Below are 14429 nucleotides of genomic sequence, written 5' to 3'. Positions count from 1 at the left end.
GTCTAGCTTCTTTAAGTTCAAAAAATCCTGTTTTAATTTTTCTATTTTTCTCGCTTAACGGCCAAATAGGTAGCGCCAATCAGGGCCATGAGCAACAAAATACCTATTACTTCAAAAGCCCAAACGTGGGTTGTCATTAGATGAATCCCAAACTGACGTAGTGTTGTACTTCTAACGGCTGGGTCAATCACATCGTCGGGGCCGTGTAGAATAAGAAAATTGGCATGAACAATCAACCAGAATAAACCGCCAAAAATGGCCAACGCCACCACAGTTCCCCAAAAATGGTTTACGTGGGTCGTCAGGACAATATTCGCCTGTTGGCTATCCGTTCGGTCGGCTCGGTGCGTCAGCATGACCCCAAAAATGAGGAGAATCAACACCCCACCTACGTAAATAAGTAACTGAGCCACTGCCAAAAAATCGGCTCCTGCCAAGACAAACAGCGCCGCAACCCCCAATAAAGTAATAAACAAACTCAAAGCGGCATACATCACATTGCGGGTAAAGAGTATCGTAAGGGCTGCCCCCACTGCAAGTGCTGAAAAGCCATAAAATGCTATTTCTTCCATTCTCCGCTATTTTTTCCAAAGGTGTAAATCAGCCCAAAGTTACTTTTTAGAATGCCCGACTCAAACTTTCGCTCGACGTAAGGGGCAATTTCTAACGCAATTTTTACTTGGGGCACTGTTTTAAAGAGCGAAACGCGCGTTCCGATATTGAGCGAATAGCCTTCCACCACATTTTTTGTTTGATTGGCCAACACCCCAATAAAATTAAACCGTACGCCCCCGCCTGCATAAAATTGAGCGGCGCTTGTTTGTTTAAAATTAAACAAAGGCAACACCTCCGTACTAAGGCTTCCAAACAAGGTGTTGGTTTGTAGGCGAGCATCCAGCCAAAAAACCTTGGCAGGGTTTGTACTCACCGAAATCAGGCCATTCCAAGGGTAGTATCCTACCGATTGAGCTTTCACCTGAGCCATTCCCAAGAATAAGCCTAAAAAAAGCCCCGTTCGGAGAAAAGTCCGAGCGGGGTTTAATGATTGGTTCTGCGTTAAAAACATTTGAAAATGGTTTTATCTCATTTTAAGTTTACCCATTTTTTCCATTGTATTCATCTTTTTCATCATTTTGCGCATTTCGTCAAACTGTTTCAAAAGATTATTTACTTGCTGTAAAGATGTACCACTACCTGTTGCAATACGTTTCTTACGGCTATTGTCAATCATGTCTGGGTTTTCGCGTTCTTTCGGAGTCATTGACTGGATGATGGCCTCAATCGGTTTGAAAGAATCGTTGTCGATATCCATATCTTTCACGGCACTTCCCATGCCTGGAATCATTCCCAACAAATCTTTGACGTTACCCATCTTTTTGATTTGTTGTAATTGTCCCAAGAAGTCGTTGAAATCGAACTTATTTTGACGCATTTTGGCGTTCAAACGCTTCGCTTCGTCTTCGTCAAAGGCTTGTTGAGCGCGTTCTACCAACGAAAGTACGTCTCCCATTCCCAAAATACGGCTCGCCATACGATCAGGGTGGAAACTATCAAGGGCTTCCATTTTTTCGCCCGTTGAGATAAACTTAATCGGTTTATCTACAATTTGGCGAATTGAAAGCGCCGCTCCCCCACGAGCATCACCGTCTAATTTGGTAAGTACAACCCCGTCAAAGTTCAAACGTTCATTGAACGTCTTGGCCGTATTTACCGCATCTTGCCCCGTCATTGAGTCAACAACGAACAAAATTTCGGAAGGCTTTAGGGCTGCTTTGATATTTTCAACCTCACGCATCATGACCTCGTCAACGGCCAAACGACCCGCTGTATCGACAATCACAATTTTCTTGCCCGACTTTTTGGCGTGGGCAATGGCGTTTTGGGCAATTTCTACTGCATTTTTATTTTCTGGCTCGGCAAAAACTTCTACACCTATTTGCTCACCAAGCACTTTCAGCTGGTCAATCGCCGCAGGACGGTAAATATCACAGGCCGCCAACAACACCTGACGCCCTTGGCGTTTGAGTGAGCTGGCCAATTTACCCGAAAACGTTGTTTTACCCGAACCTTGAAGACCCGCAATCAAAATTACGGCAGGATCACCTTTAGTATTGATACCTTCGGCATGCCCACCCATCAATTCAGTCAACTCTTCATGGACAATTTTTACGAACATTTGCCCAGGCTCAACCGCAATCAAAATCTTCTGATCGAGGGCTTTATCTTTGATTCTGTCCGTAATTTCTTTGGCAACTTTGAAGTTAACGTCGGCGTCCACCAAGGCGCGGCGCACCTCTTTAATCGTGGCGGCTACGTTAATATCCGTAATTCTGTCTTTCCCCTTGAGGGTTCGAATGGCTTTGTTTAATTTATCCTGTAAGCTTTCAAACATAGTAAACGCAAATAAAATGAGGCCACAAATTTAGTGAAACAAGTCTGGAAACCATAATAACTTTGAATAGCAGTGTGAAAAGTAGTGTGATAATTTTAAATTTGCGCCGCAAAAAACTTAAAAATCGAAACGTCCGTCATGATTATGCAGAGAAGAACAACTACTTACTGGCGCTGGTTGAATGTGTTACTGATTGTGTTTATGACAGTAGGTACGTTGATGGCCCAAGTCAAAATTACTTTTCCCGTCGAAAGAGCCATTTTTCAGCGTAACAACGCCAACCAAGCAGTTATTTCTATTGGCGGCTACTATACCCAAGCGGTTGACCGCATCGAAGCACGGCTAGTACCTGTGCTCGCAGGGCAAGGACAAGCCACTGACTGGACTACCATTCAAACAAATCCCAGTGGAGGCACTTTTTTAGGTACTCTGACAGGCCGTGGGGGGTGGTACACGCTAGAAGTAAGGGGATTTTATGGCCCAAACCAGATAGGACGTGACGCCATCAGTCGGGTAGGTGTTGGGGAAGTATTTCTGATTGCAGGCCAATCCAATGCCCAAGGCTTCTTCGATTTTGGCGCTCCCGCTGCCACTGATGACCGCGTAAATGCCGTAACTTGGGACAATCAAAATTCAGACAAAACCAACAATCCGACACTTACTTTCGCTCAGGTTACCGCCAATATGGTCATTGGACCTCGTGGACGCAGCGCTTGGTGCTGGGGTGCCTTGGGCGACTTGCTCGTCAGAAAGCTCAATGTTCCCGTGATGTTCATGAACGCCTCTTGGTTTGACACTTCTACCCAAAACTGGTTAGATGCCGCCAATGGCAAGCCCGTTGAGAGCCGAGTTCCAGGCGTATTCTTACCTCCAGGCATGCCTTATGCTAACCTCAAAGCATCGCTCCAATACTATGGTTCTATCTTAGGATTACGGGCTGTTTTATGGTTGCAAGGAGAAAACGATGCCGCCGCCCGTGTAACAAAAGCAGCTTACCAAAATTCATTACAAGGCTTAGTAAACGTTGCTCGCATTGAGCAAGGAGAAGTATTATCGTCACTTCCATGGGTGTTGTCGCGCACTTCTCGTTATGCCTTCAACAGCGCCTCGTTTGTATCTCAAGATGTAATTGACGCCCAAACAGCCGTCATTAATATTCCATTTAACAAATGTTACGGTGGGCCTTTCACCGATAATATTCAAGTACCGCGACTTGCCAAAAATCCCGTCAATGGCGAAGACGACTACGTTCACTTCCAAGGCCAAGGCTTGGTAGATGTAGCACGGGCGTGGGATAATTCTCTTCCTCCAAGCTTTTTTGCCACCGTGGTGCCCGTTATGGCACGGACAGTTTTACCCATTTCTATCAGTTGCAATACCCCTGCTGTTAGTTTTAATGCCAAAGCGCCCAATGGCTTTTCTTCTTACTTGTGGAGTACTGGTGAAACTACCCAAATCATTACGGTAAAGGGAGCAGGTACCTACCAAGTTACGATGAAAGATAACGCAGGGAATACCTACTTGACAGCCCCTATCACAGTGACTGAAAACGTTGAACCACCTGTTCCAACCATTACACCAAGTGGCGAACAAGTAATTTGTGCTGACTCGACCATCACCTTGTCGGTCAATGTATCAGCTGTTAATACCGTTACTTGGAGTAATTCATTTGAAGGCAGAACTATTTCGGTAAAAAACCCAGGCCAATACACTGCTAGAATTTCAAATATTTACGGGTGTAGTTCTGCTGTTTCGTCACCAGTAACCATTAAAACTATCAGCATAAAGGCTCCGTCTATTGTTCAATCAGGTCCTTACAGTGTACAAGCGGCTGTTGATTCTACGATCTATTCGTTTGCTGACTCAAAGGTTTCGGCCATTTCTTGGGACTGGCAACAAGGTAGCCGCGCACTGCCCAACAAGCAATCTGCCATCAAGACAACATCTATTGGTGCATTCAGTGTCCGTTCTCGGGTGACGTTTGTATCATCGACGGGCGGCAGTTCACGTACGTGTGTATCTCCTTTTTCTTCAGAAATAACCGTTCGCCCCGCTGGTGAGGAAGAAGGTTTAATAATTTATCCCAATCCGAGTCGTCATGGAAAAATTGCCATTGAAACCTTCCAAGACCTGACAAATGTGCAGATAACCGTCGCCCACATTTCGGGTCAAGTGGTTTACCGTGAGAAACTTCCCGTGTTGGACGTCCGCAAAGTAGTGGATTTGTCGCACCTCCCAGATGGGGAATATATTTTCAAAATTTCGTCCACCACCCTCAACGATTCACGACGAATTATTATAGATTATTGATATTTTCGGGGCTTCTGTGGTGTACAGAAGCCTTTCTTATTAATTTTACAGCGCCGTTCAAAAACCAAAGCCCTAACATTTGGTTTACTTAACGGACATTCCTAATTTTGAGTATTAAGTTAATCTGCATTAACCAATCCCCATACGAATGAATTATTTACCTTCAGACTACCTACCTATCCTCATTCAACTAGGCTTGGCATTGGCCTTCATCGTGGTGACCATGATAGTAACGCACTCTATTGGTCCAAAGCGAAACAGTGAGCGTAAAGACGAAGCTTTTGAATGTGGTATCGAATCAAAAGGAGATGCGCGTACTCCTATTTCCATCAAGTATTTTCTAGTAGCTATTCTTTTCGTCTTGTTTGACGTGGAGGTTATTTTTATGTACCCTTGGGCGGTCAATTTCCAAAAATTAGGGTCGCTAGGATTTGTAGAAATGATTTTATTCATGGGCTTGCTTTTGGCTGGCTTCTACTACATTATCCGCAAAGGTGTTTTAGACTGGGAAAAATAACAACGATTAACCATCAATTATGGCAACTGATATAAAAATAGTAGAAGCCCCTGAAGGATTCGAAGGTTCGGGCTTCTTTGCTACCTCGTTTGATAAAGTAGTAGGTTTGGCCCGTAGTCACTCGTTGTGGCCATTGCCGTTTGCGACGTCTTGCTGCGGAATTGAGTTTATGTCCACCATGGCTTCGCGTTATGACTTGGCTCGTTTTGGTTCAGAGCGTCCTAGTTTCTCACCTCGCCAAGCTGACATGTTGCTGGTTGCAGGAACCATTGCCAAGAAAATGGCCCCTGTCTTGAAACAAGTTTACCTTCAAATGGCCGAACCTCGTTGGGTTATTGCCATTGGTGCGTGTGCTTCAAGTGGTGGTGTTTTCGATACGTACAGCGTTTTGCAGGGCATCGACCGCGTTATTCCTGTAGATGTATATGTACCTGGTTGCCCTCCTCGCCCTGAGCAAATTTTGGAAGGCATCATGCAAGTACGTGAACTTACCCACAACGAATCACTCCGCCGTCGTAATGGTGCCGAGTATCAAGCACTTTTGGCATCGTATAACATTCAGTAATCATCGATTTTATCATTGAGACTTATGCTCAACAATCAATCAGTAGCAGAAGAAATCGTCAAGAAATTTGGGGATGATGTATATGATTTTGAAGAGCCATTTGGGTTGCTCACGTTGACTACCACGCGTGAGCAGATTATTCCAATGCTCGAATACCTCAAAAATCACTCAGAATTTAAAATTGGCTTTCTAACAGATATTACTGGGGTACATTTTCCTGACACCACCCCCGCCACCGAATACTGTGTGGTATATCACTTGCACAGTTTTATTCACAATTTTCGGGTACGTATTAAAGTCTTTTTGGCAGAAGCCGATTTGCACATTCCAACGGCCTCCGAAGTATATGCAAGCGCCAATTGGATGGAACGCGAAACGTTTGATTTCTTCGGAATCATCTTCGATGGCCACCCTAATCTAATTCGTATCCTGAACATGGAAGAAATGGATTACCACCCAATGCGCCGCGAATATCCGTTGGAAGACGCTACCCGTGAAGATAAAATTGATGCTCTTTTTGGAAGATAATTTTAAGTAAAACAAGAAATGACCGAAGCTAACATTGCCAAATCAACTAGCGGTACTCTTGTCAAAGACGAACCAGTACAATACGTCAATGAACTGACTACCCTCAACCTTGGCCCTACCCACCCCGCCACACACGGTATTTTCCAAAACGTGTTGACGATGGATGGTGAAAAAATCATTGCTGGGGAACAAACAGTCGGGTATATCCACCGCGCTTTTGAAAAAATTGCCGAGCGTCGTCCGTTTTACCAAATTACGACCCTCACCGACCGCATGAACTACTGCTCGTCTCCTATCAATAACATGGGATGGCACATGACGGTTGAAAAACTCCTCGGCGTTGAGGTTCCAAAACGGGCTCAATACATTCGCGTTATTATGATGGAGCTGGCACGTATTGCCGACCACATCGTTTGTAACGGTATCTTAGGCGTTGACACAGGAGCATTTACGGGCTTTTTGTACATCTACGAGTACCGTGAAAAAATCTATGAAATTTACGAAGAAATGTGTGGTGCGCGTTTGACAACCAACATGGGTCGCGTAGGTGGAATGGAACGCGATTTGTCGAAAGAAGCGATTCGCAAAATCAATGAGTTTTTGACGACATTCCCCCCTATTTTCAGAGAATTCGAACGGTTATTTAACCGCAATCGTATTTTTATGGATCGTACCGTTGGGGTTGGCGCTATCTCTGCCGAGCGTGCTATGAGTTACGGCTTTACGGGGCCAAACCTTCGTGCTGCTGGGGTGGACTACGACGTTCGGGTGATGAACCCTTATTCTTCGTACGAAGATTTTGAATTTGACATTCCAGTTGGACAACATGGCGATACATACGACCGATTCATGGTTCGTGACGAGGAAATTTGGCAAAGCCTTCGCATCATTGAGCAAGCGTTGAAAAATCTTCCAGAAGGCCCTTACTTTGCCGATGCCCCAGAATACTATCTGCCTCCAAAGCAAGAAGTATATCGTAGCATGGAAGCACTCATCTATCACTTCAAAATTGTGATGGGTGAAATCGACGCTCCCGTTGGCGAGGTGTATCATGCTGTTGAAGGTGGAAACGGAGAACTTGGATTCTACTTAATCAGCGATGGTGGACGTACGCCTTACCGTTTGCACTTCCGTCGTCCGTGTTTTATTTATTATCAGGCTTATCCTGAAATGTGCGTTGGTAGCACCATCTCAGATGCTATCGTGACCATGAGTAGTCTTAACGTAATTGCAGGTGAGTTGGATGCTTAATCGACTTTGAAAATGACTGAAACTACACATACTGTTGCTTTTACTACCGAGCGTCTAGCCAAAGCCAAAGAAATCATAGCTCGCTATCCAGAAGGTAAACAAAAATCTGCCCTTTTGCCTTTGCTTCACCTTGCCCAAGAACAATATGGCTGGGTAAGTCCTGAGGTGATGGATTATGTGGCTGGATTGCTCACTATTTTGCCCATTGAAGTATATGAGGTGGCATCGTTTTATACCATGTTTCACCTTGACCCCGTTGGCAAACACGTCATTGAGTATTGCCGTACGGGTCCTTGCTGCCTCATGGGTGGTGAAGATGTTTATGGATACCTCAAGACAAAATTGGGAATTGATACGGGCGAAACTACCGCTGATGGCAAATTTACCATCAAAGAAGTGGAGTGCTTGGCTGCCTGCGGATGGGGACCCGTCTTTCAGGTTCGTGAAAAGTACTACATGAACCTGACCAATGACAAGATTGACGAAATCATTGACGAATTAAGCAAAGACTAAAAGATATTTCATCGATATACTATGCCAGTAAAAATTCTTACCGAACACATAAATGTTCCCGGTATCGACACCTTCGAAGTCTATCGTAAGATGGGCGGTTATACTGCGGTAGAAAAGGCATTGAAAAAAATGACTCCTGACGAAATCGTGGAGGAAGTCAAAAAATCAGGTGTCAGAGGACGCGGTGGAGCAGGTTTCCCGATGGGAATGAAGTGGAGCTTTTTGGCCAAACCAGAAGGAGTTCCTCGCTACTTGGTCTGCAACGCCGATGAGTCAGAACCTGGTACTTTCAAAGACCACTATTTAATGAAAAACAACCCTCACTTGTTGATTGAGGGGATGATTGTTTCAAGTTTTGCGCTTGGTGCCAAAAAATCATTCATTTATGTACGTGGTGAATTGATGTACGTCATTCACATCCTTGAAAGAGCCATTGAAGAAGCAAAAGCTGCGGGCTTTTTAGGAAAAAATATTTTGGGAACTGGCTATGACCTTGAATTGGTCGTTCAACCAGGCGGCGGTGCTTACATCTGCGGAGAAGAAACCGCCCTTCTTGAATCATTGGAAGGAAAACGTGGAAACCCACGCAACAAGCCACCGTTCCCTGCCGTCAAGGGGCTTTACCAATGTCCTACGGTGGTTAATAACGTGGAGTCTATCTCAAATACACCTTGGATTGTCAACAACGGTGGTGAAGCTTATGCGGCACTTGGGGTAGGTCGTAGCACAGGAACGAAGCTTATTTCGGTTTCTGGCCACGTCAACAAACCTGGCGTTTATGAAATTCCATTAGGTATTACAGTGGAAGACTTTATTTATGCTGACGAATGGTGTGGCGGGATTCGCCCTGGGCACCACCTCAAAGCGGTGGTAGCAGGAGGTTCTTCTGTACCTATTTTGCCAGCCAACCTTATCCTAACATTGGCCAATGGTGACAAACGTTTGATGACGTATGAATCATTGTCTGACGGAGGTTTTGCCACAGGTACCATGCTTGGATCGGGCGGATTTATCGTCATGGATGAAACCACTTGTATCGTTCGCAATACGTTGACCTTTGCCCGTTTCTACCACCACGAGTCGTGCGGACAATGTTCACCTTGTCGCGAAGGAACTGGCTGGATGGATAAAGTGCTCGACCGCATCGAACACGGCAAAGGAAACATGCGTGACATTGACTTGTTGGTGGACGTAGCCAAGAAAATTGAAGGAAACACCATCTGTCCATTGGGAGATGCAGCAGCTTGGCCAATAGCGGCGGCCATTCGTCACTTCCGTCATGAATTTGAATGGCACGTGACCCATCCGCTCGAAGCAACAAAACCCGGTGCAGTGTACCGTGGTGAAATGGAATTAGTTTAAGAGATTGAAGTTTGATTTTGAACTACGAATAATACATGGAAACTACTGCACCGCAGTTATTCAAAATAACGTTTGACGGTATCGAAATCGAAGTGCCGCCTGGAACGACCATCATGCAAGCGGCCCGTAAAATCGCCGAAGCCGATCCTACAAAAATGCACCTTGCACCTCCAGCTATGTGCTACTATGAACCATTGAAGGGTTCGGGTGGAAAATGCCGTGCTTGCTTGGTAAAAGTATCCGCAGGGTCAGCCAAAGACCCGCGCCCTATGCCTAAGTTGGTACCTTCGTGTATTACTACGGTGCAAGATGGTATGATTGTTGAAAACACCACCAACGAAGCCGTGGTAGAAACCCGCAAGGGAATCGTGGAGTTTTTGCTCCTCAACCACCCGCTCGATTGCCCAGTGTGCGACCAAGCAGGCGAATGCCACCTTCAAGACTTTGCGTTTGAGCATGGTCGTGTTCAAACGCGCTACGAAGAAGACCGTCGTACGTTTGAAAAGCAAGACATTGGCCCGTATGTTCAATTACACATGACGCGTTGTATTTTGTGCTACCGTTGTGTGTTTACTGCTGACCAAATCACCAACAAACGTGTACACGGGGTGATGAACCGTGGCGACCATGCCGAAATTAGTACGTACATCGAAAAAGCCATTGATAATGATTTCTCAGGAAACGTTATTGATGTTTGCCCAGTAGGTGCATTGACGGATAAGACCTACCGTTTCAAAAACCGTGTTTGGTTCACAAAGCCTGTAGATGCACATTGTGATTGTGAAAAATGCAGTGGTAAAGTGACGTTGTGGTACCGTGGAGATGAAGTAATCCGCGTTACTGCGCGCAAAAACGAATGGGGCGAAGTCAAAGAATTTATCTGTAATACCTGCCGTTTTGAACGTAAAAAAACCAGTGACTGGACCATCGAAGGCCCCATGAAAGTGGCACGTTACTCGGTGATTATGGCCAATAAATACCGCGCTGACTTGAAAAAACCAGAGTTTGGTTTGAAAGTAGCGGCCTCGCAATACAAGCAAATTGACGACTCTCGCCCGTTTGTCACTGACAACAGCACCATTCGGGAACTGAGTAAAGAAAATAACGCGAAAGCCAATCAACGTTCATTGGCCGAGAACAACTAAAAAACAGTCACTTCGATTATGGCTTTTTCAATAGACGCAGCTTTTATCATCAAGGCAATTATAATATTACTCATTTTTGCCATTACCCTGTTGATAGCAACTTACTCCACTTATGCAGAACGCAAGGTGGCAGCCTTTATTCAAGACCGTATTGGCCCTAACCGTGCAGGCCCGTTTGGGTTATTGCAACCCATCGCCGATGCCGTCAAAATGTTCTTTAAAGAGGACTTCATTCCATCACATGCCAGCAAATGGCTGTTTATTTTAGGCCCGTGTCTTTCCATGCTTACCGCCTTAATGACCAGCGCGGTTATTCCGTTTGGCGACAGCATCAAGTACGAAGCCGCCCCTGGTAAAGTTTGGGATGTGGCCGTACAAGCCATCGACGTTAACATTGGAATCCTATACGTGTTTGGCGTTGTTTCGCTTGGTGTGTATGGAATCATGGTGGGAGGTTGGGCTTCCAACAACAAATTCTCGCTTTTAGGCGCCATTCGTGCGGCTTCGCAGAACATCAGTTACGAAATCTCAATGGGTTTGGCTATTGTTGCCATTTTGATGATGACTGGGTCACTTTCTATCCGTCATATCGTGGAGCAACAGCACGGCGGCAACTGGAATATATTTTATCAACCGTTGGGTTTTGTTATTTTCATTACCTGTGCGTTTGCCGAGTGTAACCGTACTCCTTTTGACCTTCCTGAGTGTGAAACAGAGCTCATTGGTGGGTATCATACGGAGTATAGCTCGATGAAACTTGGTTTCTATCTCTTTGCTGAATACATCAACATGTTTGTTTCATCCGCAATGATTGCCAGTCTTTACTTTGGTGGGTACAACTACCCAGGCATGGATTGGGTACAAGCCAAATTGATTGCTGCAACGGGAGAAATTACGGGCCACAACCTTGCTACATTAGTAGGTACGTTGGCTTTCTTTGGTAAGTCATTGTTCTTTGTATTCTTCTACATGTGGGTACGTTGGACATTGCCTCGTTTCCGTTACGACCAATTAATGAACCTCGGCTGGAAAGGACTTATTCCATTGGCCATTGTCAATGTTATCTTGACGGGGGGCGCCATTTTGTACTTGAAACCCTTAGTAGTTTCACTTTTGAAATAGCTTACAAGTGTTACAGCTTACTAATTATCGCCCTGTAAACTGTAAACTAGGAACTGTAAACCTTTGAGTTATGCAACTTACGAATCGTTCAAAACAAGTTAGTAATAAAGAAATGACCTTTGCAGAGAAGATTTATCTTCCTGCCATCGTCACAGGTCTAGGGATTACGATTAAGCACTTTTTTCAGAAAAAAGTGACCATCAGTTATCCTGAAGTTAAAAAGAACCTAGGCCCCGTATTTCGCGGGCGCCACGTCCTCAAACGCGACGACCAAGGCCGCGAACGCTGTACTGCCTGCGGTTTGTGTGCCGTAGCTTGTCCTGCTGAGGCGATTTCAATGGTGGCTTCAGAACGCCAAAAAGGAGAAGAAAATCTTTATCGGGAAGAGAAATACGCTGCCGTGTATGAAATCAACATGCTACGTTGTATTTTCTGCGGGCTGTGTGAGGAAGCTTGTCCAAAACAAGCCATTTACCTTCGTCACGATGAGTTTCTGCCCGTATTTACTGAACGTGATCAAGTAATTTGGGGTAAAGACAAGTTGGCCGAAAATATGAACAACCGCTATTTACGCACCGCTTGGACCAGAGAAGAAGCGCACGAACAAGATTTGAAAGGTATCGTAGCACAACCAAGAACACAACTGTAAACTACCTTAAAGATGGACTTTTCAACTTTTATTAATAACCTTACCCCCGCCGCTATCTTTTTCTACGTACTTTCGTTTTTGACGATTTTGTGCGGGCTAATGGTCGTTTTAGCAAGAAACCCGATTCACAGCGTACTTTTTTTGATTGGCACTTTCTTTTGTTTATCAGGACATTATGTGCTTCTAAACGCCCAATTCCTAGCTGCTGTTAATATCATCGTTTATGCAGGGGCTATCATGGTACTTTTCTTATTTGTCATTATGTTCTTGAACTTGCGTCAAGAAGACGAAGAATCGAAAACCAATTTAGTCAAAATCGCGGCAACTATTGTGGGTGGAACCCTCGGGGTTATCATGGTCGGTGTGTTGCGTAAATCACAATTTGGCTCTTACAACCCTTACGAATTTGATTCACAAGTAGGGATGGTCGAAAGCCTCGGCAATGTACTTTACAACGATTATTTACTTCCTTTTGAATTAGCGTCGGTATTGTTCCTAATTGCCATGGTAGGTGCCGTGATGTTGGGACGCCGCGAAGCTGGTGATAGACATTTTTAATCGACAGGCGAATGAATGCAAACCTCAGTAAATTAGTTGAGATTGCACAAAAGCCAACGCGACGAATCATAGGGCTCATGTCTGGGACATCCATGGATGGTTTAGACATAGCCCTATGTCGTTTTAGTGGGCATGGTGCAAAGACAACGCTTACCCTCGAAAAATTCGATACCATTGCCTTTGGTGATGACATCAAAGATGAAATTCGTCGGGTTTTTGCCAAAAAAGAAATTGATTTCCAACACCTTTGTCTCCTCAACCCGTGGGTCGGAAATTTGCACGGAAAACTCGTGCTGGATTGTTTGAAGAAATGGCAAATTGACCCGCAAGACATTGATGTTGTCGCTAGTCATGGGCAAACGGTTTTTCATGCTCCCAAAATTTTGCATCGGCTAGATAAATACCCCAACGCTACCCTTCAAATTGGCGATGGCGACCATATCGCCGTAACGACGGGCATTATTACCCTGAGTGATTTTCGGCAAAAACACTGCGCGGCGGGTGGTGAAGGTGCGCCCCTTGCTGTCTATGGCGACTATTTTATTTTTTCCAAAAAAGATGAAAACCGCATCATGCTCAACATGGGCGGAATAGCCAATTTTACGTATCTGCCAGGGTCGCTCAATGCCCAAGAGGTGTTCGTCACCGATACTGGGCCAGGCAATACCCTCATCGACGCTTTTATGCGTAAGTTTTTTAACTTGCCCTACGACCAAGATGGAAAAGTGGCTCTAAGTGGCCATGTCAATCAATCTTTGTTGGACGCGTTAAAAAAAGATGCCTTTTTTAAAGGGCCCTTTCCCAAGACAACGGGCCCCGAATTATTCAGTTTGGAGTACGTGCGAATTGCCCAGCAACGCAGCAATACCACCTCCTTATCCCCCGAAGATTTGGTCGCTACCCTTACTCAGTTTTCGGCAGAAACCATCGCTGAGGCCATTTTAAAAGTGTGCCAAAAAGACCAAGAATATCATTTGTATTTGAGCGGGGGGGGAATGCACAACCCTGCCCTCATTGAGGCACTTCGCAAATTACTTCCCGACTTTCCGATGGATGCCACCGATTCCTTAGGGATATCAGGAGATGCCAAAGAAGCGGTTTTGTTTGCCATTTTGGCCAACGAAACGCTTTGTGGAAATAACCTTGACTTTGGCACAAGAGAGGGAGTCCCCAGTGTTTCGATGGGAAAAATTTCATTCCCAAATTAAGCCTTGGTATTTTGTGGGTGTACAAATAAATGCAGGATTTAGTAACATTCCCTTCCCTTTAAAACACATAGAGCACAATTAGAATAAACACATAGTAAACAAAGAAATCGGTCAGACGCATCGACCTTTAGATTTGTGTACTATGTGTTTAATTTTGCTAATCACCTATAAAGTTTCGTAAACCCTCCTTTGTTTAAGTCTTGAACTTTGACAAAGACCAAGGCTTAAATTAAGTACGTTGTTTATTAAGTTTCTTTATAATTTACCCGCAGATTTACGCTGATTCTAAAACCGCAGATAACCGCAGAT

Annotated in this window: 15 protein-coding genes; 12 read left to right on the top strand and 3 right to left on the bottom strand. The window is 44.8% G+C overall.

The genetic code is table 11. The features are described 5' to 3' along the window. Nucleotides 1-41: 41 nt before the first annotated feature. The 3 genes from AC23N5_RS28805 to ffh are packed head-to-tail and all read right to left on the bottom strand — an operon-like array spanning nucleotide 42 to nucleotide 2392. Nucleotides 42-572, bottom strand: coding sequence for an NADH-quinone oxidoreductase subunit J family protein (locus AC23N5_RS28805; protein WP_487758158.1), 531 nt, complete (start codon nucleotides 570-572; stop codon nucleotides 42-44). Beyond that, nucleotides 560-1066: a hypothetical protein gene (locus tag AC23N5_RS28800; protein ID WP_487758157.1), complete on the bottom strand. Its 507-nt coding sequence runs from the start codon at nucleotides 1064-1066 to the stop codon at nucleotides 560-562. The genes AC23N5_RS28805 and AC23N5_RS28800 overlap by 13 nt, the downstream gene beginning before the upstream one ends. Before the next feature lie 12 nt (nucleotides 1067-1078). After that, nucleotides 1079-2392, bottom strand: coding sequence for a signal recognition particle protein (gene ffh / locus AC23N5_RS28795; protein ID WP_183979415.1), 1314 nt, complete (start codon nucleotides 2390-2392; stop codon nucleotides 1079-1081). Nucleotides 2393-2536: 144 nt separating this feature from the next. Here ffh and AC23N5_RS28790 point away from each other — a divergent pair, with 144 nt between their 5' ends. The 12 genes from AC23N5_RS28790 to AC23N5_RS28735 all read left to right on the top strand — a co-directional run bounded on the left by AC23N5_RS28790 (nucleotide 2537) and on the right by AC23N5_RS28735 (nucleotide 14120). Beyond that, nucleotides 2537-4702: a T9SS type A sorting domain-containing protein gene (locus AC23N5_RS28790; protein ID WP_183979417.1), complete on the top strand. Its 2166-nt coding sequence runs from the start codon at nucleotides 2537-2539 to the stop codon at nucleotides 4700-4702. A 142-nt stretch (nucleotides 4703-4844) separates the two neighbouring features. Continuing rightward, a complete protein-coding gene (locus AC23N5_RS28785) occupies nucleotides 4845-5219 on the top strand; it encodes an NADH-quinone oxidoreductase subunit A (protein WP_157607765.1) in 375 nt (124 codons plus the stop codon). A 19-nt stretch (nucleotides 5220-5238) separates the two neighbouring features. After that, complete coding sequence (locus tag AC23N5_RS28780; RefSeq protein WP_028526557.1) at nucleotides 5239-5784, top strand: NADH-quinone oxidoreductase subunit B; 546 nt, start codon at nucleotides 5239-5241, stop codon at nucleotides 5782-5784. Nucleotides 5785-5808: 24 nt separating this feature from the next. Continuing rightward, the gene (locus AC23N5_RS28775) at nucleotides 5809-6312 is read left to right on the top strand and encodes an NADH-quinone oxidoreductase subunit C (protein ID WP_028526556.1); all 504 of its coding nucleotides are present in this window, start codon (nucleotides 5809-5811) and stop codon (nucleotides 6310-6312) included. 18 nt (nucleotides 6313-6330) lie between these two features. Beyond that, complete coding sequence (gene nuoD / locus AC23N5_RS28770) at nucleotides 6331-7563, top strand: NADH dehydrogenase (quinone) subunit D (RefSeq protein ID WP_183979419.1); 1233 nt, start codon at nucleotides 6331-6333, stop codon at nucleotides 7561-7563. A gap of 12 nt (nucleotides 7564-7575) precedes the next feature. Continuing rightward, nucleotides 7576-8076, top strand: coding sequence for an NADH-quinone oxidoreductase subunit NuoE family protein (locus tag AC23N5_RS28765; RefSeq protein ID WP_183979421.1), 501 nt, complete (start codon nucleotides 7576-7578; stop codon nucleotides 8074-8076). 21 nt (nucleotides 8077-8097) lie between these two features. Then, nucleotides 8098-9438: an NADH-quinone oxidoreductase subunit NuoF gene (gene nuoF, locus AC23N5_RS28760; protein ID WP_487758156.1), complete on the top strand. Its 1341-nt coding sequence runs from the start codon at nucleotides 8098-8100 to the stop codon at nucleotides 9436-9438. Nucleotides 9439-9473: 35 nt separating this feature from the next. Further along, nucleotides 9474-10583 carry an NADH-quinone oxidoreductase subunit G gene (locus AC23N5_RS28755; RefSeq protein WP_028526552.1) on the top strand — a complete coding sequence of 370 codons (1110 nt, stop codon included), beginning with the start codon at nucleotides 9474-9476 and terminating at the stop codon, nucleotides 10581-10583. Nucleotides 10584-10601: 18 nt separating this feature from the next. Then, on the top strand, nucleotides 10602-11705 hold the full coding sequence (gene nuoH, locus AC23N5_RS28750; RefSeq protein ID WP_183979423.1) for an NADH-quinone oxidoreductase subunit NuoH: 1104 nt from the start codon (nucleotides 10602-10604) through the stop codon (nucleotides 11703-11705). Nucleotides 11706-11775: 70 nt separating this feature from the next. Beyond that, a complete protein-coding gene (locus AC23N5_RS28745) occupies nucleotides 11776-12354 on the top strand; it encodes a NuoI/complex I 23 kDa subunit family protein (protein WP_487758155.1) in 579 nt (192 codons plus the stop codon). 12 nt (nucleotides 12355-12366) lie between these two features. Next, complete coding sequence (locus tag AC23N5_RS28740) at nucleotides 12367-12912, top strand: NADH-quinone oxidoreductase subunit J family protein (protein WP_183979428.1); 546 nt, start codon at nucleotides 12367-12369, stop codon at nucleotides 12910-12912. 11 nt (nucleotides 12913-12923) lie between these two features. Continuing rightward, on the top strand, nucleotides 12924-14120 hold the full coding sequence (locus AC23N5_RS28735) for an anhydro-N-acetylmuramic acid kinase (RefSeq protein WP_487758154.1): 1197 nt from the start codon (nucleotides 12924-12926) through the stop codon (nucleotides 14118-14120). The last annotated feature ends 309 nt before the right edge of the window (nucleotides 14121-14429 follow it).

The sequence above is a fragment of the Runella sp. R5_40 genome (genome assembly GCF_057652295.1).
The sequence above is the reverse complement of the archived record's forward strand: the minus strand, read 5'-3'. Positions and strand labels throughout refer to the sequence as shown.

Coding starts and splice junctions, on each gene's coding strand:
- AC23N5_RS28805 (WP_487758158.1), bottom strand. CDS start 572: ATGGAAGAAATAGCATTTTATGGCTTTTCAGCACTTGCAGTGGGGGCA.
- AC23N5_RS28800 (WP_487758157.1), bottom strand. CDS start 1,066: ATGTTTTTAACGCAGAACCAATCATTAAACCCCGCTCGGACTTTTCTC.
- ffh (WP_183979415.1), bottom strand. CDS start 2,392: ATGTTTGAAAGCTTACAGGATAAATTAAACAAAGCCATTCGAACCCTC.
- AC23N5_RS28790 (WP_183979417.1), top strand. CDS start 2,537: ATGCAGAGAAGAACAACTACTTACTGGCGCTGGTTGAATGTGTTACTG.
- AC23N5_RS28780 (WP_028526557.1), top strand. CDS start 5,239: ATGGCAACTGATATAAAAATAGTAGAAGCCCCTGAAGGATTCGAAGGT.
- AC23N5_RS28775 (WP_028526556.1), top strand. CDS start 5,809: ATGCTCAACAATCAATCAGTAGCAGAAGAAATCGTCAAGAAATTTGGG.
- nuoD (WP_183979419.1), top strand. CDS start 6,331: ATGACCGAAGCTAACATTGCCAAATCAACTAGCGGTACTCTTGTCAAA.
- AC23N5_RS28765 (WP_183979421.1), top strand. CDS start 7,576: ATGACTGAAACTACACATACTGTTGCTTTTACTACCGAGCGTCTAGCC.
- nuoF (WP_487758156.1), top strand. CDS start 8,098: ATGCCAGTAAAAATTCTTACCGAACACATAAATGTTCCCGGTATCGAC.
- AC23N5_RS28755 (WP_028526552.1), top strand. CDS start 9,474: ATGGAAACTACTGCACCGCAGTTATTCAAAATAACGTTTGACGGTATC.
- nuoH (WP_183979423.1), top strand. CDS start 10,602: ATGGCTTTTTCAATAGACGCAGCTTTTATCATCAAGGCAATTATAATA.
- AC23N5_RS28745 (WP_487758155.1), top strand. CDS start 11,776: ATGCAACTTACGAATCGTTCAAAACAAGTTAGTAATAAAGAAATGACC.
- AC23N5_RS28740 (WP_183979428.1), top strand. CDS start 12,367: ATGGACTTTTCAACTTTTATTAATAACCTTACCCCCGCCGCTATCTTT.
- AC23N5_RS28735 (WP_487758154.1), top strand. CDS start 12,924: ATGAATGCAAACCTCAGTAAATTAGTTGAGATTGCACAAAAGCCAACG.